The following is a 19,505-nucleotide window of genomic DNA, read 5'->3' as shown; positions in this document are numbered from 1 at the left end:
CGCATCTTTTTTTGTGAGGGTCCGCGTCCCCACACGTCTGGCGAAGAGGGGGGGTAGGCTTGACCGCCTGCGATTGATCCCCCTGCACCAGATTGAGACGGGAGTTGCAGGACATGGTCGGCCGTACGGCATCGATAGTCGGAGTTGGGGAGTTCAGCCGGTCGCGGGTCGCCGGGCGTTTGTTTGCCGCATTGATGACCTCCACGGCGCTTGGCGCCACGCTGGTGGCGGTCCCCGCTGCGGCCCAGCAGGCGACAGCGCCAGCCGAACGTCCCGCCGCCTTCGCGCTGCCCGCACAGCCGCTGCGCGGCGCGCTGGACGCCTTCAGCCGACAAACCGGCTGGCAGATCGGTTTTCCCGGCACGCTGACCGACGGGCGCACCTCCCACGCGGTCAGCGGTTCCATGGCGCCGGCCCAGGCGCTGGAAAGCCTGCTGACCGGCACCGGCGTGACCTACCGCCTCAGCGGCCCGGCCACCGCCACGCTGGTCCCGGCCCCCGCCGCCTCTTCCGCAGGCGAGACGATGGCGCTGGGTCCGGTGTCGGTCACGGCCGCCGCCCCGGCTCCCAGCGGTCCCGCGCAAATCCTGATCACCAAGGAGGATCTGGACCGCAAGAACCCCGGCGACATCCGCGACGTCTTCGCCAACGAGCCAGGGGTGCGCGTCGGCAGCTCGGTGCCGATGTCGCAGAAGGTCTATGTGAACGGCGTGGAGGAGACCAACCTGTCCGTCAGCATCGACGGCAGCCGACAGAACAACAAGGTGTTCCACCACAACGGCACCACCCTGATCGATCCCGCCTTTCTCAAGACCGCCCGCGTCGACGCCGGGGTGGCCCCGGCTGATGCCGGGCCGGGGGCGCTGGCCGGATCCATCGCCTACGAGACCAAGGACGCCCGCGACTTCCTGGAGGGCGACGGCGTCGGCGCGTTCGTCAAGTCCAGCTTCGGGACCAACGGCTCGGTCTTCACCAACAGCCTCGCCGGTTACGGTCGTCACAAGGGGCTGGAGGGGCTGGGCTATGTCACCTACGCCAAGGGTGGCCGGTTCAAGTCGGGCGATGGCGGCAAGGTCGAGGGGACCGAGACCGACCTGAAGAGCGGCTTGGCCAAGCTCGCCTACGAGTCCGACGTCGGCCACCGCGTCCAGGTCAGCTACGAGCGGGTCTATGACGACGCGCCGCGCCCGTTCCGCGCCAATGTCGGATTCATCTCCGGCCGTCCGGCCTGGGAGCCGAGCGTGCGCGACTACACGCTGGACCGCCAGAACCTGGTCTTCACCTACACCGACAGCCAGCCGACCGACCTGTGGAACCCCAAGGTCGTGGTCGCCTATGGCCGCACCGACATCGAAACCCCGATCTACACCCGCCCGGTCGGCGCCAGCACGGTTCCCGGCAGCTATCCCGGCAAGGGAGCCACCAGTTCGCTGAACGGCAAGCTGGAGAACGTCTTCACCGTCGGATCGGGGACCATCACCACCGGAACCGACTTTTACGTCGATCACGCCAAGTATGAAGACCGGACCATGACGGCGGCCGAAAAGGCCCGCAATGTTGGGATCTATGGACAGGCGCGGCTGACGCCGGTGGAGCGGGTCCGCCTGTCCTTCGGTCTGCGCGGCGATCAGCAATGGTTCGAAGGCACCACCGGCGAGGAGTGGGCCAACAGCGGCGCCAGCCACAACATTTCGGGCGAGGTGGACATCCTGCCCGAGCATCTGACCGCCAAGGCCGGCTATTCGCGAAGCTGGGGCGGCGTTCAACTGGCCGAGAACTTCGTGATGAATCCGGCCTGGCGCTATGGCGCTGGCCCGCAGCCCGTGACCGCGACCAACCTGACCGCCGGACTGGTCGCCCGCTATCAGGGCTTCACCGCCGAAGGCCGCGTTTTCCGCACCGATCTGGATGACGTGCGCGCGCCACGCTACGCCGTCGGCAGCGGCACGCTGTTCCGCGATGTCCGGTCGAAAGGGTACGAGCTGGGCTTGGGCTACACCTGGGACACCGGCTATGTCCGCGCCAAATACGCCAACATCGACGTCACCATCGACGGGCTGCCCGCCGATTCTGACACCGGCACCTACATCGCCACCCCGGTGGGCCGCGTCTACACCATCGGCGGCGCCCACACCATCCCCAAATGGGAGCTGACGGTCGGCGCCGACGTCGAGATCGTGCTGGACCACAACAAGGTCCAGGCCGGTCAGAAGCCGCTGAAAGGCTATGAGACCGTCAACCTGTTCGTCGAACACAAGATTCCGCACCTGTCCAACCTGACGCTGCGCGCCGACGTCCGCAACCTGTTCGACGAGACCTACGCCGACCGCGCCACCTATGGGCAGGAGTTCGGGACCGTCACCCCGCTGTACCAACCGGGCCGAACCGTCCTGCTGACCGCGTCGGCGAAGTTCTGACCCTTTCACCACAATCGGGAGCCTCCCCGCATGCTGCATTCAACCGCCCATTTCGAGACGGAGCACGGCAAGCGCTACGCCACCCAGCTCTGCCGCCACTTCGCCCACAAGATCGAAACGGTGGAGACCGCAGAGGGTGGGGAATGCCGATTCTCCATCGGCGCCGCCCGGCTGCGGGCGACTCCCGACCGGCTGACCATCGAGGCCAGCGCCCCCACCCCGGCGGAGTTGGCCGAGCTTCAGTCGGTGGTGGAAAGCCACTTGCTGCGCTTCGCCTTCCGCGAAGGCGACCGGCGGCTCGACTGGGCGGCGTAAGGCCGCCGCCCTCACAGCCGCCCCTACAGCCGTCATGTCCGAAGCCCTTCAGGATCGGCAAACCATGCGTTCCACCCAGCAGATCGCCGAACACGCGACCTTTCAAAACTTCGCGAACTGCTATTGGCGGGAGATCGACACCGGCCGGACCGTCCGGCACGGCCCGGAGGCCGGGCCGGTTGTCGAGTGCGTCGAATGGCTGCTGCCGTCGCAGCGGACCGCGCTGCGGGCGGAAATCGTTTCGCGCTCGCTGTGCGGCCCCTGCGGCTTCGGGCGGATTTGGAAACGCGCCCTGCCCGACGCCCCTGCCGACACGGCGCCCACAGATACGGCCCCCAGCTCTCCCTGGCGGCAGACCGAACCCTTCACCGCGCTGTGCGGTCTGGCCAGCGAGAGCTATCGCCGGATGGAGGGGAAGAACGCCGGGGCCGACCTGCGCGGCAGCGAGTTGGAGCTGCTTCTGCGCGTCCTGCAAAGCTACCAGTCGGTCCAGCGCTATCTGAACGCCACCCCGGCGGCGGACCGCGACGAGGACGAGTTCATCGCCGCCGAACAATCGCTGGTGTTCGGCCACTGGCTGCACCCCACCCCGAAAAGCCTTCAGGGAATGACGCCGTGGCAGCAGCCGACCTACGCCCCGGAACTGGGCGGGCGGTTCCGCCTGCGCTGGTTCGCCGCTCCGGCGTCGCGGGTCAGCCACCGTTCCGCCATTCGCCAATCAGCGCCGGAGATGATCGCCGCCATTCTCGGCGCCTCCTCCTCCCGGCTCGCCCTGCGGGAGGGTGAGCAGTTGATCCCGATGCACCCGCTCCAGGCCGAAGCGCTGGCGCTCGACCCGGCGGTGCGGACGATGCTGGACAGCGGCGCGCTGCGGGCGCTGGGAGAGGCCGGGCCGGAGTTCACCGCCACCTCGTCGGTGCGGACGGTCTACAGCCCGGACAGTCCTTGGATGCTGAAATTCTCGCTGCCGGTGCGCATCACCAACTCGATCCGGATCAACCGGCGGCACGAGTTGGACGCGGGCGTCATCATGGCCAAGCTGATCGGCGCAATCGGGCCGGGGTTGAGTCCGCGCTTCGGTTTCGTGCTCGATCCCGCCTACATCACGCTGGACGCGGCGGACGGTTGCGAAAGCGGGTTCGAGGTGATCCTGCGCGAAAACCCCTTTGCCAACGGTCGCCAGCGCGGCGTCGCCACCATCGCGGCGCTGACCGCCGACCCGCTGCCCAACCGCCCCTCCCGCCTGGAACGGATCGTGCGCCGCGTCGCGACGGAGCGTGGCGGCAGCGTGGGCGAATCGGCCCGCCGCTGGTTCGACGCCTATCTCGACTGCGCGCTCGATCCGGTGCTGCGCCTGTACGACACCCACGGCGTGGCGCTGGAGGCGCACCAGCAAAACGGGTTGCTTGAACTGCGCGACGGGATGCCCGCCCGCTTCCTCTACCGCGACAACCAGGGCTTCTACCTGTCCGCCGCCTACCGCGACCGGCTGCGCCGGTTGATCCCGGAGGCCGACAACATCCGCTCCCTCTATTACGAGGAGGGGGAGATCAACCGGCGCTTCTCCTACTACGTGATCGTCAATCAAATCTTCTCGGTGATCGCCCGCCTGGGCAAGGACCGGCTGGCCGAGGAAGACGATTTGCTGCGCCTTCTGCGCGCCCGGCTGGAACGGCTGGCCCTGTCGTTGACCGGGGCGGGGCGGCGCTTCGCCGAAGGGGTGCTGGACAGCCCGACCATCGGGGCCAAGCTGAACCTGACCACCCGCCTGCTCGACATCGACGAGCTTGAGACCGCCAGCGAAGCCGATCTGTACGCCCAATGGCCCAACCCGCTGTGCCGAACCGGCGCGGCGGCGGTCGAACGGGGGCATCATGCCTTTTCCGCGTGACCTGCCCGGCCGCCCGGAGGAACGGGTGGTCCGCCAGCTTGCCGCCGCCCTGCTGTTCGAGGGAATCGTCGAACCGGCCGCCACCGGAAACGAGGGGCTGCTCTGGCGCTCCGGCGGGCGGGAGTTCCGCTGCCGCGCCGCCGCCGGGCCGTTCGGGCGTCCGCGCGTCCAAACGGGATCGGTCGAGATGCGGGACGAGGACGGCGTCTGGCGCGCCGCCCCGCTGGACCGGATGGTCGTTGGCCTCGACGCGACCGAGGCGAGCCGCGCCGGTCTGCTGGCCGAGTTGGAGCGCACGGTGACGCTCTGCCGCTGGAACGCCGCCAACCTGCCCGCCACGCCGCGCCACGGCCTGCCCTTTCCCGACTTGGAAGGTCGGCTGGAGGAAGGGCATCCCTACCACCCCTGCTTCAAGGCGCGGCTGGGCTTCGACGAGGCCGACCATGCCGCCTTCGGGCCGGAGGTCGGGCGGCGCTTCCAACTGGTTTGGCTGCTGGTCGCCCGTTCGTGCCTGCATCAGGCCCTCCCCGCCGCGACCCTGGCCGAGGAGGAGGCGTTCTGGCGCGCCGAACTCGGTCCGGTCGCTTGGGCGGAGGTTCAACAGCAACGAGCCGCGTTGAACCGCCCGGCCACCGATTTCGGGCTGCTGCCGCTGCACCCCTGGCAATGGTGGGCGCTGCGCGAGGGGGAGTTGGCCCCAGTGTTCGCCCCCTGGCTGGCCGATGGGCGCGCGGTCTGTCTGGGGCCGCTCGGCGATCATTACCGGGCCAGCCAGTCGGTGCGCACGGTGATGAACGTCGCTGACCCGCGCAAGGCCGACGTCAAGCTGGCGCTGAACATCGTCAACACGGCCTCCCGCCGGATCCTCGAACCGCATTCGGTCTGCACCGGCCCGGCCATCTCCGACTGGCTGTGCGGGGTGGTGGCGGACGACGCTGATTTCCGCGAGCGCTACCCGCTGACCCTGCTGCCGGAATATGCCGGGATCATCGCCGACCGCGATGGCCCGCTGGCCGGGCAAATGGCGGCGCTGTGGCGGCGCAGCGTGCAATCGACGCTGGGCGAGGGCGAAGCCGCCATTCCCTTCAACATGCTGATGGTGACGGAGGCGGACGGCGCCGCCTTCGCCGCCCCCTGGATCGAGCGGTACGGGCTGTCGCCCTGGCTTGACCAACTGCTGGCGGTGGCGGTGCTGCCGGTCTGGCATCTGCTGGTCCGCCACGGCGTCGCGGTGGAGGCGCACGGGCAGAACATGGTGCTGGTCCACCGCGACGGCTGGCCGGTGCGGCTGATCCTGCGCGACTTCCACGACAGCGTCGAATACGCGCCGGACTTCCTGGCCGCCCCCGACCGGCTGCCCGACTTCCCGAACCTGCACCCGGCCTACCGCGAGGCCCCGCCCGACCGTTATTATTGGGCCAGCGGGGTCGATCCGCTGCGCGAGCTGGTGATGGACACGCTGTTCGTCTTCAACCTGACCGAACTGTCCGACCTGCTGGCGTTGCAACACGGCCTCCCCGAGAGCGCGTTCTGGCAACGGGTTCACGATCTGGTGGAGGGCCACGCCCGCCGCCATGGGCTGGAGGAGCGGCTCCGCCGCGTCGGCCACGCCGCGCCTGAGATCCTCACCGAATCCCTGCTGCGGGGCAAGCTGCTGCGCGCGCGGGAGGAGATTCACCACACCGTTCCCAACATCTTCGCGCGGTTCGCGCCGGAGACTTCCCCCGAGAGCATCCGATGATCCGCATCGACGACCGATCCTATTCACGGGCGGAGGTGGAGGCGTTGATCGCCGCCCACGCCAAACAGGCCCGCCTGTCCGACCGCCCCGGCGCACGCTTCGCGGTCTGTTTCGCGAACACCATCGACTGGCTCGCCCTGTTCTTCGCCATCCGGGCGGCGGGGGGCAGCCTGCTGCCGCTGCACCCCTCCACCCCGCTGGAGGCGGCGCGTCGGCTGGCGCGCGACAGCGGTTGCCACGCGCTCTACCACAACAGCCTGACGGCGGAGGAAATCGCCCCGCCGCCCGCGTCGCCGGAGCCGGGCCAACTCCTCCAGATGAGTTCCGGCACGACCGGCGCGCCCAAGCGGATCGCGCGGAGCTGGGCGGAGATCGACCGCGAGATCGAAAGCTATGTCGGCTTCTTCACCGATCCAGTCGGCATGACCCCGGTGATCGCCTGCCCGACCACCCATTCCTATGGCCTGATCTGCGGGTTGCTGGTTGGGCTGCGGCGCGGGGCGGAGCCGGTGATCCTCGACACCACCAATCCGAAATTCCTGCTGACGGCGCTGCGGCGGATCGATAAGCCGCTGCTCTATTCCTCCCCCGTCATCCTGCACACGCTGGCCCGGCTGCTGCCGGAGGGCGAGCGCATCCATGCGGCGATGACCTCCGGCACCCTGCTGCCGGAACCCTGGTTCGAGCGCATCCGCAGCCGGACGGTCCATATGTTCCAGCAATATGGCTGTTCGGAGGCCGGTTGCATCGCGATCAACCCCGACATGGTGGCCAGCGCCGAACTGGGCCGCGTGTTGCCCCACCATCGCCTGTCCGCCGGAACCGCCGACGCCCCGGCGGAAATCGTGCTGTCGGCTTCGGATGGCGCGATCCACACCCGCGACCTGGGGTATGTGCGTGAGGACGGCATGCTGATGTTCCTGTCGCGGCTGGACGACACCATCAACGTCGCCGGTCTCAACGTGTACCCGCAGGAGGTGGAGGACGTGGCGATGGCGCTGCCCGGCGTCACCGACGCCGTCGCCTTCCGTCGCACGGACCGCTTCGCCGGTGAACGGGTCGCCCTGCTGTTCTCCGCCGCCGCCGAGGTGACGGACCGGGCGCTGCGCGACTGGTGCCGGGACAATCTGGCCGCCCACCAGCAGCCGGGTGAGTTGATCCGCGCCGACGCCCTGCCGCGCATGGCCAACGGCAAGATCAGCCGCCGCGAGGTTGCCGCCCGTTACGCGGGGTCCGCATCGTGACGGCGACCATGACCGGGCCGGAAATCGTCGCGGCGATCCACACCGTCCTGCGCGACCATCTGGACAACCGCCATCTCGACCATTTCGGACCCGAAGCGCGGCTGAACGAGGATCTCTACCTCGACTCCGTGCTGATGATGGAACTGTTCCTGCAATTGGAACTGTCCTTCGGGCTGGAGGCGCCGGACGAGCTGATCACCTCGCGCGATCTGGCCACGGTGGCCGATGTGGCCGGGCTGTTCGTCGGCCCCCGCCCGACCGATGCCGCTGCGGACCTTCCGCCCGGCAGCGCCCCCTCTGGCAGCGTCCCCCCCGGCAGCGTCCATGCCGAGGAGTATCAGGACCTCAAGATCCACTGCGTCGTCAGTTGCTTGTGCGACGCGCTGAAGCGGGCGGGGATCGACCATCGCCCCTTCTATTTCGGGGTGTGGGACGCCGGGTTCGACGTCGGGGCCGACCATGTGTTGCGTTATCACAGCTCCGGCGTCAGCCATGATTTCTTCTGCGACTGGTACCGCCGCCTCTACGGGGCGGAGGTGCGGCAATGGTACGACCATGCCCGCAGCAAAGAGGACAATCTGGCCCATCTGACCGATCTGGTGGAACGGCGGCCGGACAGCCTGTCCATCATGGCGATGATCGACCTGTTCCACCTGCCCGAGCGTGAGAACAAGTTCAATCAGAACCCTTTTCCCCATTACCTGATGCTGGAAAGCGCCAGCGACCCGGCGGTCTACCGGGTCCGCGACCCCGATTTCCGCTGGGAAGGGGACATTGCGCGGGACCGCATCGCCAACGCCTTCCTCCAGCCCAGCGTCGCTGGCGGATACCTGTTCGACCGGCGTGACCTGCGCCCCGCCCGGCCAACCGACGTCGCCGCCTATTTCGACGCCTGCTTCCTGCCGGACGTCAACCCGCTGACCGCTGCGGTCCGGGGCATCCTGGCGGCGCATGTGGAGGGGGCCGACGGACTGTCAACAGCGGGCCTTTCGCATGCGCTGCGTGAACTGCCGGTGTTCGCCATCCGCAAATACGCCTACGAGCACGGATTCGCCTTCTTCTGGCGGGCGCTGCGGCTGCCCGACGACCGCTTCCTCGCGCACTGCGACGCGATCGAGGCGCTGTTCCAGGGCTTCAAGACGCTGCATTACGCGGCGCTGCGCCTTGCCCAGACCGGCGATCTCGGCCTCGCTCCCGACCTGTTCGACCGGCTGGACCAGCTCGACCGGATGGAGACGGCCCTGAAGGACGCGCTGGCCGCCGTTTTCCGGCAATGGCGCGCCGCCGCCGTCCCAGCCCCCGCATTTTCCGAGGTGGCGTGATGAAACTGTCGCTCTGCACCATCAGCTTCCGGCACCATCTGGTCTCGCTGGAGGAGCTGGCCGTCTGGGCCGCCGACAACGGTTTTCACGGAATCGAGCTGTGGGGGGCGCACGCCCGCAACATGGCGGCGGTGTCCGACCGGGGTGGCGACTGGCTGGCGGCGTTCGGCCTGTCGGCGCCGATGCTCAGCGATTACCTGCCGCTGGACGGCGACACTGACGCGCTGGTGCGCAAGACGCTGGACCTCTGTCGGTTGGCGCAGCGCTGGGGCGCCCGCAAGATCCGCACCTTCGCCGGAAGCGCTGGCAGCGCCGAGACCTCGCCGGAGCGGACGATCTTCATCGCTGAGCGGCTGCGCACCCTGTGCGGGCTGGCCGCCGACCATGGGCTGTCGCTGCTGGTGGAAACCCACCCCGGCACCCTGGCGGACAGCCTGACATCCACCCGCGCGCTGATCGCGGCGGTCGGCCATCCGGCGCTGAAGATCAATTTCGATGTGCTGCACGTCTGGGAGGGCGGCGACGATCCGGTGGCCGCCCGGCGGGCGCTGCGTCCGCACATCGGCCATTACCACCTGAAGAACATCCGTGATCGCAGCGACCTGCCGGTGTTCGAACCGGGCAACGTCTACGCCGCCGCCGGGCGGCGCGACGGCATGGTCCCGCTGTTCGACGGGGCGGTGGATTATCGCCGCTTCCTCGCCGAACTGGCCGACGATCCGACGGCGGAAGGGTCGCTGGAATGGTTCGGCGACGATTGCTACGCGGTGCTGCGCCACGACCGCGAGGCCGTCGAGGCAACGCTGGCGCCGGCCACCGTGACCCGCCGCTTCGGCGGAACAGCGCGGTGTTGAGGGAGACTGGTGGAGGCATGAACAGGATGGGTTGGTTTGGGCGGTTGGCGGCGGTCGCCGCGCTGTGCCTCTCCCCGCTGGCCGCAACGGCGGCGGAGATCGCGACCGCGCTGGGGCCGGTGTCCATCAAGGATGGTCCGAAAAGTGTCGCCGTGTACGACGTCGCCGCGATCGACACGCTGCTGTATTTGGGCGTCCGGCCAACCGGAACGCCGAAAAAGCTGTTCGTGCCGGACCTGGAGGCAAAGCTCAAGGGAACCGCTTCCGTCGGCATCCTCCAGGAACCCGATCTGGAGGCGTTGAGCGCGCTCGCCCCCGATCTGATCATCGTCGGCGGACGCTCCTCCCACCAACTCGCCACGGTGCGCCAGGTGGCGCCAGCCATCGACATGACCATCGACGGCAAGGATCTGCTGGCCGACGCCCGCCGCCGCCTGTCGGCCTATGGCGACCTGTTCGGACGGCGGGCGGAGGCCAAGGCGGCGCAAGAGCGGATCGACAACGCGGTGGAGGCTGCGCGCAAGGCGGTTGCCGGGCGTGGTCGGGCGCTGATCGTGATGACCAACGGGCCGAAACTGTCGGCCTATGGCGCCACGTCGCGCTTCGGCTGGCTGCATTCGGAGCTGGGCATTCCGCCCGCCGTGCCTGAGTTGGGGGCCGCCCTGCACGGCGAGGTGGTTTCGTTCGAGTTCATCCGCAAGGCCAATCCGGATTGGTTGATCGTGCTGGACCGCACCGCCGCCATCGGCGAGACTGGGGCCAGCGCCCGGGCGACGCTGTCCAACGATCTGGTGGCGCAAACCGTCGCCGGGCGCACCGGCCAGATCGTCCATCTGCCCCCCGCCGACTTCTACATCGCCGCAGGCGGCGTGTCGGCCACGCTTCGGGTGCTGGCCCGGATCGAGGAACAGTTCCGGGCCGCGCCATGATGATGGCCCCGGTCGTTTCCGGGCGCGTCGCAGGCGTCGGGACGGTTCTCGTCTGCGCCCTGCTCTGCGCCGCCAGCCTGTCGGTCGGGGTTTCCGACCTGTCCGTCGCGGACGGGGCCGAGGCGCTCGACACGCTGCTGATCAGTCGGCTGCCGCGCACGCTGGCGGCGATCCTGGTCGGGGCCGGGCTGGCCATCGCCGGGCTGGTGATGCAGACGCTGGCGCGCAACCGCTTCGTCGATCCCGGCATCGGCGGAACCGAACAAAGCGCGGCCTTCGGCATCCTGCTGGTCACGCTGCTGTGGCCGACGGCCTCGATCCTGGAGAAGATGGCCGTGGCGACGCTGACCGCCATCGTCGGCACCGCCGCCTTCCTGCTGCTGGTCCGCCGCCTGCCGCCGACCCAACCGTTCCTGATGCCGCTGTTCGGCCTCATCTATGGCGGGGTGATCGCCGCCGGTGTGACCTTCATCGCGTGGCAGACCGACCTGCTGCAATATCTCGACATCTGGATGAACGGCGATTTCTCCGGAATCCTGCGCGGGCGGTACGAATTGCTGTGGCTGGCGGCGGCGCTGGTGGCGCTGTCCTGGTGGTGCGCCGACGCGTTGACCGTCGCCTCGCTGGGCAAGGAGGTCAGCGTCGGCCTCGGCCTTGATTACGAACGGATGGTGCAGGCCGGGCTGGCGGTGGTGGCGCTCTTGTCGGCGATGACGGTGGTGGTGGTTGGCATGATCCCCTTCGTCGGGCTGATCGTGCCCAATCTGGTTTCCCGCCTGCGCGGCGACAACCTGCGCGGTTCCCTGCCCTGGGTGGCGCTGGGCGGGGCCGCGCTGACGCTGGGCTGCGACGTGCTGGGCCGATTGCTGCGTCACCCGTACGAGATTCCCATCGGCACGATCCTCGGCGCTGTCGGCGCGGCGCTGGCCCTCTGGCTGTTGGCGGGGCGTCATGAGCGCGGTTGAACGGCGGGTGTGGCTGGCCGCTGGTCTCGCCCTGCTCTGCGTTGTCCTGCACATGGCCGTCGGGCTGCGCGGCAACCTCGCCTTCGTGCTGGAACTGCGGGCGCTGAAGCTGCTGGCGCTGGTCCAGGTGGCGGTCGCGGTGGCGGTCGCCACCGTTCTGCTTCAGACGGTCACGGGAAACCGCATTCTGACCCCGTCGATCATGGGACTTGACGCGCTCTATCTTCTGGGCCAGACGGCGATGGTCTTTCTGCTGGGCGGGCTGGGGTTCGCCGGGATCGATCCCCGGTTGAAGTTCCTGGCGGCCCTGCTGGCGATGGTCGGAATCGCCGCCGCTGTCTTCCTGCCGATCCTGCGTCGGCACCTATCGCTTTACCGCATGCTGCTGACCGGGGCGCTGCTGGGCATCCTGTTCCGCAGCCTGACGTCCTTGCTGGCGCGGCTGATCGACCCCAACGATTTCGCGGTGCTCCAGGGGGCCAGCTACGCCAACTTTTCGGCGGTGCGCGGCGACCTGCTGGTGGTGGGGTGTGTTCTGACCGCCGCCGGAACGGTGACGGCCTGGCGGCTGCGCCACGCGCTGGACGTGGTGGCGCTCGGTCCGGCGGCGGCGACGGCGCTGGGCATCGACTGGAGCCGCCAGATCACCGCGATCCTGGCTCTGGTGGCGATGCTGGTGGCGGTGTCCACCGCCCTGGTCGGCCCGGTGGTTTTTCTGGGGCTGGTGGTGGTGGCGTTGGCGGAGCGGCTGACCGGCACCCAACGCCACGCCGTGCTGCTGCCGACCGCCGCCTTGATCGCGGTGGCGGTGTTGGTCGGTGGCCAGACCCTGTTGCAGCATGGGCTGGGCGGAGCCGGAGCGCTGGGGGTGGTCGTGGAGTTCGTGGGCGGATTGCTTTTCCTGTTCCTGCTGGCGACGGAGCGCAGACGATGATTGAGATTGAGGGCGTCGGCCTGAGCCACCATGGGACGACGATCCTGCACGATGTCGCCCTCACCCTGCCAAAGGGGGAGCTGATCGCGCTGATCGGCCCGAACGGCGCCGGAAAATCCAGTCTGTTGTCGCTGGTGGCCCGACTTCAGCCGTTGCAGCGCGGGCGCATCGCGGTGGACGGGCTGCCGGTCGACCGCACGCCGGGCCGCGATCTGGCCCGGGTGCTGACCGTCATGCGCCAGGACACCGGCTTCGCCGGTCGGCTCAGCGTGCGGGAGCTGGTCGGGTTCGGTCGCTTCCCCCATGGCCGAGGGCGGTTGACCGACGGGGACCGCGCGCTGATCGACGAGGCGCTGGCGCTGTTCGACCTGACCGCATTGGCCGACCGCGACCTGATGACCCTGTCGGGCGGACAACGGCAGCGCGCCTTCGTCGCCATGGCCTTCTGCCAGGGCACCGACTACCTGCTGCTGGACGAGCCGCTGAACAACCTGGACATGATGTATGCCCGTCAGATGATGCGGCTGCTGCGCGAGATGGTGGAGCAGCGCGGGCGCACCGTGGTGATTGTGCTGCACGACATCAACTATGCCGCCGCCTACGCCGACCGCATTGTGGCGCTGAAGGACGGCCGCATCGTCGCCCACGGTTCGCCGGACGACATCCTGACCGTCGATCTGTTGGAGCGGCTCTACGGCTATCGCATGCAGGTCCACCGGATCGACGGGCAACTGTTGGTGCGGCACCATGATTGACCGATTCCGGACACGAAAAAGCCAGCAATCCATTTGGATTGCTGGCTGATGTGGTTGCCGACAATCTGCTTGAAGCGGCCGATCTGGTTCTCAACCCGGGCTCGGACAGTGTAGCCGCTGTCCCGCTGCCAAGCCCGGCGCCCGGTCTCGGCGATCGCGTGGATGTGCTGCTTGGCGCCGTCAATGCCGTGGGACTGAGAACTGTGTCCTCTCGCGGCGGCACGGGTGACGTCGGCGGCGGGATGGCGCTCATGCACGGCGGCATAGACGGTGGTGGGACGGTTGTAAGCGCCGTCCCCGGTGAACGAAGCCATCGGAGCCTGGATCTGATCGAGCGGCGCCGCGACTTCGGCGGCATCGTCACGGTCGTGATCGGTCAGGGTGGCGCCAGACCGAGGGCTTGCCGGGTTCCCCTATGCGCCCGCTTGGTCTGGAGCTGCCGACTCCCCTGATGGAAGCTGGTCCGATCAGAAGGCGGGCCAATCAGAACGCAGGTCGATCAGAAGGCGGCGCGCACGCCCGCGTACACCGCGCGCCCTTCGCCGGGGTAGAAGATCGAGGTGGCGACCCGGCGGGCGTCCGTCACCGTGCCAATGTCGCTGATGTAACGCTTGTTGGTCAGGTTGCGGCCATCGATGAAGATCAGCAGGCCGTTGGAAAACTCCTTGCCGACCTGAAGCCCCAACAGCGTGTGGCCGGGAACCTTCAGCGTGTTGGCCTGATCGGCCCAGGCCCCTTGCGGAACCCAATCCACCGTCGGGGTCAGATAGAAGCCGTCGTTGCTGTAGGTCAGCGTCGAGCGCAAGACATGCCGTGGCATGCCCGCCAGCGTGTTGTTTCCGTATTGCCGGTCGCCGTCAAAGGTGAAGTCGTTGTAGGTCCACATCTGGCCGAAGGTCAGGCTGTCGCCCTTCTGGGCGAGGTCGGCGGCCAGAACCGCCTTGCCGCCGATTTCAAGCCCCTGGTGGATCGTGCGGTCGGCGTTGAAGGTCGCCGCCGGGACGTTGCTGTTGGTGACGAATTGCAGCATCTCGCCACGAATGACCGAGCGGTAGGCGGTGACGTCCCACGACACCCGGCCAATCTCGCCGCGCGTGCCGATTTCGGCGGTCCAGGCGCGTTGCGGCTGCAACGGCACAAAGCCCAGCGTTCCGTTCGCCTGAGTCTGGTTCAGATCGGAAAAGTCCGGCACGTCCTGGCTGCGGCTGAGGTTGACGAAGGCCTGGATGGTCGGCTTCGGCTCCCACAACAGGCCGATCTTAGGATTGAACCCGTAATAGGCCCGGTCGCCGTTCTTGCTGGGCGACAGCAGGTCGGAATAGGTCCGCAGATCGCGCAGCGCCTTGGCCCCGGTCATCACCGCCAGAGTCGGCAGAACATACAGGCGGTTTTCGGCGAACAGCTCGGCGTTGTAGGCGTTCTGGCGGGAATCGACGGTCTGCGCCCCCCGGCTGCCGTTGAGATTCACGAATTGCCGCGCCTTGGTGTTGCCCGCCGTCAGGCGGGCGCCGACCACCAGCTCGTCGCGCAGGCCGCCGACGGTGAAGCTGGTGGTGTAGCGGGGGGCCAGACCGTAGGTCCAACCCGTCTGGTCGATCACCTGGAAGATCGGGTGGAACAGCTTTTTGCGGATGGCCCAACTGGCGACGTCCAACTGCCCGGATTCAAGCTTCACGCTGGTGCGGTTGGCGATCCGCTGGGTCCAGACGTCGCGGGCCTGATCGCCCGACAGAACCGCCGCCGTCGCCATTGTCGGGCGGTTCAGCGCCTCGCTCAGGCTCAGCGATCCCGGCAGCTTTTGATGGGTGACGTATTCGCCGAAGTAAAAGCGCGTCTCCACATCGGGGGAGACGCGATAGCCGATGTTGCCGTTGACCTGCTCATACTGCTGGCGGGCGTGGTCGCGGTGGCCGTCGGAATGCGACAGCGTGCCGTTGATGAGGAAATCGAGGTCGCCCAGCACGCGCGACGCTTGGGCGGTCGTGCGCAGCGTGCCAAAGCTGCCGCCGTCCACCCGCAGCAGGTTGGGGGCGACGGCGGTGTGGGCGGTCGGCGTCACCATGTTGATCGCCCCGCCCAGCGTGGACGAGCCATAGGCCAAGCCGTTGCCGCCCTTGAACACCTCGGCGTAACGCAGGGACAGCGGGTCGATCTGGTAGAAATCGCCGCTGCCGTCGGCGGCGTTGACCGGAACGCCGTCCTGCAACAGCTCCACCCCGCGCAGGTGATAGCCGCGCGCCATGCCGGACCCGCGCACGGACAGGCGCAATTCCTGCCCGTAACGGTTCTCGACAAAGACGCCGGGCACGTTGCCCAGCACGTCGCGCAGCGTGTTGGACAGCGTGCCTTTGTAGGATTCGGAATCCACGAAGCCGACGGATCCCACGGTTTTGCCGAGATCCTCGCGCGCCTGTTCGGCGCTGGGCACGGTCAGCGATCCTTTGCCCTGGCCGGTGACGGTCAGGGTGTCGAGCGTCACCGAACCGCCGCTGGCGGCCTGGGCGTTTGTGGCTTGGGTCTTTGTCGTCTGGGCGTTTGTCGTCTGGGCGGCGGCGGGAAGCGTCTGAAGGGCGACGAGCGAGGCGAGCGCCAACGCGCCGCCGGTTTGGATGCGGGTCATGAAACAGGCTCTCCTGTCACCGGCCCCGATGATCGTCTGGGCGACCAGGGCCGGGCGTGAATCTCAACAGATGGTGGATTGGCGGATAAGGGATCCGCTGGGCGACGCGGCGGCCAAGGGCGGCGCCCGCGCCTTGGGGCGGACGCTGACGGGACGGGGCGGCGCGGGACGCCGCGTCGGGCGCCGCAAGCGACGGCCAAGCGCCGTGGGGCCGGGAAGCTGGATCGTTCCGCCGGTCAGCGCGGTCTGCACGGCGGCGAAGGCTTGGCAGATCGCGCAGAGCGTGTCCTTTGGGGTGCCCGCTGGCGCGTCGGAATCCGGCGACGTTGGCCTTGGGGCCAGACACAGGGCGGCGTCGCCCAACGTTGTCCTGCCCGACGTCGCCCTGTCCCAGCGCGCCGCCATCGCCAGCCCCGCCCAATTCGGGGCGAGCGCCTGAATCAGCACGGCCAGCAGCAGCGGCACGAGCAGCGTCCAGGCCGCCCGATGTTTGGCCAATCCCCTCATCGCAGGGCGAACCGAACGGGCAACGTGACCTCCAAACGGTCGCGCCCGAGATCGGCGGGAATCGGCGGCAGCGGCGAGGCGCGCTCGATCATGCTTTCCGCCGCTTGGTCCAGGCTCTCATGCCCCGACCCCTGCACGATGGTCCAGCGCAAGATCGTCCCATCCTGGCCGATGACGAAGCGCAGCAGCACGGTTCCTTCCTCGCGCGCCGTCTGGGCGGCGCGCGGGTAAACTTTGTAACGGGCCAGACGGGCCTGGATGGCGGCGAGATAGTCGGGCGGCGGCGCGCTTGGCGCGGCGGCGTGGGTGGGTTGCGGCGGGATCGGGACGGAAGGCGGCGCCGTCGGAGTCGGCGTGACCCTGGCCGGGGCGACCGGCGCGGAGACCGTCTGCGGCTTGGCCGGGGTGGTTCGCTTCACGGGCTGACGCGGCGGCGGCGTGGGAGTGGGCGGCGGCGCCGGTTGAGGTGGCGCGGGCGGCGGCGGCTCGACCACGGCGGCGGCTTCGACGGGCGGCGGCGGTTCCGGGGCGACGGGGGGAACCTCAAGGAGCCGGACCTCAGGCGGCGGCGCTTCGGCGACCGGAATCATGGCCGGTTCCGTTGGCGGCGGCTCGACCGGCTGCGGCTCCAAGGCGAGCAGTTCCGGGACCGGCGCAACGGCGGCGCGCTCCGGTTCCGGCGTTGGTTCGACCGGGGGTTCGGGCGTCGGGGCGGGGTGCGCTTCGACCGGCGGTCCGGGTGGCGCTGGCGGCGATGGCGGCGATTCCAGTTCCAACAGGAAGGCGACCGCCGCCGCCGGGGGCGGCGGCGGCTTTTCCGCGCCCAGCAGAACGACGAGCGCGAGCGCCCCCCCGTGCAGCGTCAGCGACAGCGGCAAGGGCCACCGGCTGCGCGCGGCGCGCGGAACGGCAAGGCGGGGCGCCGTCCCCTCCGCCGCGCGAAGGGGACCGGCGCACGGACGGTCTGGAAACAGGGAACATCACCGGGATGAAAGGCGGGCCTGGGCCTGCCCGACGCAACGCCCGCCTTGCCCCCACCCGGCGCGCAGGCGCGCGTTTGACGGATGGAACGGCCAGCAAGAGCGTTGAATCGGACAGGACCGCGAGAGATGCGGCGCGTCAGACCGTGGGCGGCGCCCGTGGCGCGTGGCGGGGGCGGAACAGCGCGGGGCGGGCGACGCCCTGCCCGTCCAAGACGCCGACCCGTTGGAACCGCGCGAACGCCGCCGTTCCAGCCGCGTCGTCGGGGGGCAGCGCGTGGGCCGACAGCGCCAGACAAAAGGCGCATGGCCCGCCATGGTCATGCGCGCCCGTTGGTTGGTCGGATCCGTCGGGTTCCTCCCAGATCGCGCCGCATCCGGCGACGGCGCGGGACGCTTCGACCGTGACCAGAGCGTGAAGGGCGAGCGTCGGGTCCGTTTGGGCGCGGCCAACCCGCGCGGCCATGGCGAAATCCGGCAGGATGGTTTGGACCAGAATGGCGATCAACGCCATCCAGACGCGCCAAGGCCGCCGACCGGGGACAGGCCCCGACGCGCCGCTTTTGGCCGTCCTGATCGTCCACCCCCGTCCGCGCGTCACCCTTGAGCGTCCCCCCTGCCCTCACATGTTTCGGCTTTATCACACCGGGACCGTCGCCACCACACTGGACCGAACGATCGCCCTGGGATTTTCAGCGCGGCGTCCTCGTCAGCCACGAGACGGTGCGGCAGCAGCGGGGTTCATCGCGCCGTCGCGGATTGCTCCGGCTGGGAAGGCAAGGCGATCGTCACCCGCAAACCGCCATGATCCGCCAACACGGCGCGGACCCCCCCGCCATGGGATTCGATGGCCCGCCGGGCGATGGCCAGGCCCAGGCCGTAGCCGGAACCCGGCTGCCCGTTGTCCAGCCGCAAAAACGGCTCGAAAATCCGGTCGAGCATGTCGGTCGGCACGCCCGGCCCATGGTCCTCGACCGTCACGCGCAGCCACGCTCCGTCCGGTGACGGAACCGCCGTGACGGCGACCGCCGTTCCGTCGCCGGTGAATCTCACCGCGTTGCGGATGATGTTCTCAAAGGCGCGGCACACCAGCTCGGCGGCGACGGTGCAGACGAATCGGCCTTCCGCGAGAAGCGTCACCGACCGACCGGACGCCTCGGCCTCGAACGCGGCGTCCTCGACGATGGCGTTCAGCAGTTCGATCAGATCGACCCGCTCCCGGACGATCACGCCGGCGCCGACCTCAAGACGCGCCAAGGTCAGCAACTCGCCCACCATGGCGTCCAACCTTTCGGCCTCGCGGTCGATCCGCTCCAGCATGACGGCGGCCTTCGCGGGGTTCTGCCGCACCAGGCCGATGGCCGCCTGCAAGCGCGTCAAGGGAGAGCGCAACTCGTGGGAAATGTCGTGCAGCAGACGCTGGCGCGCCTCGACCAGCCGTTGCAGGTGATCCGCCATACTGTCGAAATCACGGCCCAGATCGACGATCTCGTCGCGCCGCGTTCCCATGCGCGGCAGGACGCGCGTCGAGAAATCACCGCGCGCCACCGAGTGCAAGGCCCAGCGCAGATGACGCAGCGGGCGCGACAGATACCAGGCCAGACCAAGGCTGAACAGAAACGACACCACCGCGCCGGAGATGATCGGGACCGCGAGAAACCCCTTGGGCTCGGACCCGTCCGCGTCGGTCGCCGCGCTCACCAGCGTGTAGGACCGCCCATCCGTGGCGACCACCGTCCGGCGCGTGCCGGCGCCGGTCGATTCTTCGCCCGCAAGACGCTGGCCCCGGTCTCCCAGAAGGCCGATGCGCGGGAGCGACGGGTCGGCGGTCTGCCCGGCGACGAACGCGACCGCAGCGTCGGCGCCGGACGTCGTCAGCAGCCCTTCCGCCGTTTTCAACAGGATGCCCGCCTTCATCCTCTCCTGGTGGCTGAGCTGCCCGGAAAGGGTCAGGTAGGACACACCGGCGGCAAAGGACAGCAGCATCGCCAGCCAGACCGACAGAAAGAGCTTCCAGAACAGCCGTCCCAT

At 68.9% G+C, this 19,505-nt stretch carries 17 protein-coding genes; 11 read left to right on the top strand and 6 right to left on the bottom strand.

The window, feature by feature from the left end:
* Positions 1–194 precede the first annotated feature (194 nt).
* The 11 genes from D3877_RS25440 to D3877_RS25390 all read left to right on the top strand — a co-directional run bounded on the left by D3877_RS25440 (position 195) and on the right by D3877_RS25390 (position 13,367).
* Complete coding sequence (locus D3877_RS25440) at positions 195–2,417, top strand: TonB-dependent receptor (protein ID WP_119833574.1); 2,223 nt, start codon at positions 195–197, stop codon at positions 2,415–2,417.
* Between the two features lie 30 nt (positions 2,418–2,447).
* Positions 2,448–2,732 (top strand): DUF2218 domain-containing protein, encoded by a 285-nt coding sequence (locus D3877_RS25435; RefSeq protein ID WP_119833573.1) that lies wholly within the window; start codon positions 2,448–2,450, stop codon positions 2,730–2,732.
* A gap of 64 nt (positions 2,733–2,796) precedes the next feature.
* A complete protein-coding gene (locus D3877_RS25430; protein WP_119833643.1) occupies positions 2,797–4,623 on the top strand; it encodes an IucA/IucC family protein in 1,827 nt (608 codons plus the stop codon).
* The gene (locus tag D3877_RS25425) at positions 4,607–6,364 is read left to right on the top strand and encodes an IucA/IucC family protein (RefSeq protein ID WP_238475074.1); all 1,758 of its coding nucleotides are present in this window, start codon (positions 4,607–4,609) and stop codon (positions 6,362–6,364) included. Before D3877_RS25430 ends, D3877_RS25425 begins: the two co-directional genes overlap by 17 nt.
* Positions 6,361–7,608: an AMP-binding protein gene (locus D3877_RS25420; RefSeq protein ID WP_119833572.1), complete on the top strand. Its 1,248-nt coding sequence runs from the start codon at positions 6,361–6,363 to the stop codon at positions 7,606–7,608. Before D3877_RS25425 ends, D3877_RS25420 begins: the two co-directional genes overlap by 4 nt.
* Positions 7,605–8,930 carry a DUF6005 family protein gene (locus tag D3877_RS25415; protein WP_119833571.1) on the top strand — a complete coding sequence of 442 codons (1,326 nt, stop codon included), beginning with the start codon at positions 7,605–7,607 and terminating at the stop codon, positions 8,928–8,930. The genes D3877_RS25420 and D3877_RS25415 overlap by 4 nt, the downstream gene beginning before the upstream one ends.
* A complete protein-coding gene (locus D3877_RS25410; protein WP_119833642.1) occupies positions 8,930–9,784 on the top strand; it encodes a sugar phosphate isomerase/epimerase family protein in 855 nt (284 codons plus the stop codon). The genes D3877_RS25415 and D3877_RS25410 overlap by 1 nt, the downstream gene beginning before the upstream one ends.
* 17 nt (positions 9,785–9,801) lie before the next feature.
* A complete protein-coding gene (locus D3877_RS25405) occupies positions 9,802–10,713 on the top strand; it encodes a siderophore ABC transporter substrate-binding protein (RefSeq protein WP_199720962.1) in 912 nt (303 codons plus the stop codon).
* Entirely contained in the window at positions 10,710–11,678 is a 969-nt protein-coding gene (locus tag D3877_RS25400; RefSeq protein ID WP_119833569.1) for an ABC transporter permease, read from the top strand. Before D3877_RS25405 ends, D3877_RS25400 begins: the two co-directional genes overlap by 4 nt.
* Positions 11,665–12,612: an iron chelate uptake ABC transporter family permease subunit gene (locus D3877_RS25395; protein WP_119833568.1), complete on the top strand. Its 948-nt coding sequence runs from the start codon at positions 11,665–11,667 to the stop codon at positions 12,610–12,612. Before D3877_RS25400 ends, D3877_RS25395 begins: the two co-directional genes overlap by 14 nt.
* Positions 12,609–13,367 carry an iron ABC transporter ATP-binding protein gene (locus tag D3877_RS25390; protein ID WP_119833567.1) on the top strand — a complete coding sequence of 253 codons (759 nt, stop codon included), beginning with the start codon at positions 12,609–12,611 and terminating at the stop codon, positions 13,365–13,367. Before D3877_RS25395 ends, D3877_RS25390 begins: the two co-directional genes overlap by 4 nt.
* Here D3877_RS25390 and D3877_RS29630 read toward each other — a convergent pair.
* The 6 genes from D3877_RS29630 to D3877_RS25360 form a co-directional block, all read right to left on the bottom strand.
* A complete protein-coding gene (locus D3877_RS29630) occupies positions 13,310–13,681 on the bottom strand; it encodes a hypothetical protein (protein ID WP_147395295.1) in 372 nt (123 codons plus the stop codon). The genes D3877_RS25390 and D3877_RS29630 overlap by 58 nt on opposite strands.
* A gap of 185 nt (positions 13,682–13,866) precedes the next feature.
* Positions 13,867–15,987 carry a TonB-dependent receptor family protein gene (locus D3877_RS25380; RefSeq protein WP_119833565.1) on the bottom strand — a complete coding sequence of 707 codons (2,121 nt, stop codon included), beginning with the start codon at positions 15,985–15,987 and terminating at the stop codon, positions 13,867–13,869.
* Between the two features lie 63 nt (positions 15,988–16,050).
* Positions 16,051–16,392 (bottom strand): hypothetical protein, encoded by a 342-nt coding sequence (locus tag D3877_RS31145; protein WP_476561134.1) that lies wholly within the window; start codon positions 16,390–16,392, stop codon positions 16,051–16,053.
* A gap of 98 nt (positions 16,393–16,490) precedes the next feature.
* Positions 16,491–17,372: an energy transducer TonB family protein gene (locus D3877_RS25370; RefSeq protein ID WP_119833563.1), complete on the bottom strand. Its 882-nt coding sequence runs from the start codon at positions 17,370–17,372 to the stop codon at positions 16,491–16,493.
* Between the two features lie 241 nt (positions 17,373–17,613).
* Positions 17,614–17,988 carry a DUF2946 family protein gene (locus D3877_RS25365; RefSeq protein WP_119833562.1) on the bottom strand — a complete coding sequence of 125 codons (375 nt, stop codon included), beginning with the start codon at positions 17,986–17,988 and terminating at the stop codon, positions 17,614–17,616.
* Positions 17,989–18,215: 227 nt separating this feature from the next.
* The gene (locus D3877_RS25360; protein WP_119833561.1) at positions 18,216–19,505 is read right to left on the bottom strand and encodes an ATP-binding protein; all 1,290 of its coding nucleotides are present in this window, start codon (positions 19,503–19,505) and stop codon (positions 18,216–18,218) included.

Source organism: Azospirillum cavernae (genome assembly GCF_003590795.1).
Taxonomy (GTDB): domain Bacteria; phylum Pseudomonadota; class Alphaproteobacteria; order Azospirillales; family Azospirillaceae; genus Azospirillum; species Azospirillum cavernae.
Note: the sequence above shows the minus strand (reverse complement) of the source record. Positions and strands in the feature narration are given on the sequence as shown.

Excerpts from the sequence above, each read along its gene's own strand:
- D3877_RS25440 (WP_119833574.1), top strand. The coding sequence starts at position 195 with ATGACCTCCACGGCGCTTGGCGCCACGCTGGTGGCGGTCCCCGCTGCG.
- D3877_RS25435 (WP_119833573.1), top strand. The coding sequence starts at position 2,448 with ATGCTGCATTCAACCGCCCATTTCGAGACGGAGCACGGCAAGCGCTAC.
- D3877_RS25430 (WP_119833643.1), top strand. The coding sequence starts at position 2,797 with ATGCGTTCCACCCAGCAGATCGCCGAACACGCGACCTTTCAAAACTTC.
- D3877_RS25425 (WP_238475074.1), top strand. The coding sequence starts at position 4,607 with ATGCCTTTTCCGCGTGACCTGCCCGGCCGCCCGGAGGAACGGGTGGTC.
- D3877_RS25420 (WP_119833572.1), top strand. The coding sequence starts at position 6,361 with ATGATCCGCATCGACGACCGATCCTATTCACGGGCGGAGGTGGAGGCG.
- D3877_RS25410 (WP_119833642.1), top strand. The coding sequence starts at position 8,930 with ATGAAACTGTCGCTCTGCACCATCAGCTTCCGGCACCATCTGGTCTCG.
- D3877_RS25405 (WP_199720962.1), top strand. The coding sequence starts at position 9,802 with ATGAACAGGATGGGTTGGTTTGGGCGGTTGGCGGCGGTCGCCGCGCTG.
- D3877_RS25400 (WP_119833569.1), top strand. The coding sequence starts at position 10,710 with ATGATGATGGCCCCGGTCGTTTCCGGGCGCGTCGCAGGCGTCGGGACG.
- D3877_RS25395 (WP_119833568.1), top strand. The coding sequence starts at position 11,665 with ATGAGCGCGGTTGAACGGCGGGTGTGGCTGGCCGCTGGTCTCGCCCTG.
- D3877_RS25390 (WP_119833567.1), top strand. The coding sequence starts at position 12,609 with ATGATTGAGATTGAGGGCGTCGGCCTGAGCCACCATGGGACGACGATC.
- D3877_RS29630 (WP_147395295.1), bottom strand. The coding sequence starts at position 13,681 with ATGGCTTCGTTCACCGGGGACGGCGCTTACAACCGTCCCACCACCGTC.
- D3877_RS25380 (WP_119833565.1), bottom strand. The coding sequence starts at position 15,987 with ATGACCCGCATCCAAACCGGCGGCGCGTTGGCGCTCGCCTCGCTCGTC.
- D3877_RS31145 (WP_476561134.1), bottom strand. The coding sequence starts at position 16,392 with ATGGCGGCGCGCTGGGACAGGGCGACGTCGGGCAGGACAACGTTGGGC.
- D3877_RS25365 (WP_119833562.1), bottom strand. The coding sequence starts at position 17,988 with ATGGCGTTGATCGCCATTCTGGTCCAAACCATCCTGCCGGATTTCGCC.
- D3877_RS25360 (WP_119833561.1), bottom strand. The coding sequence starts at position 19,505 with ATGGGACGGCTGTTCTGGAAGCTCTTTCTGTCGGTCTGGCTGGCGATG.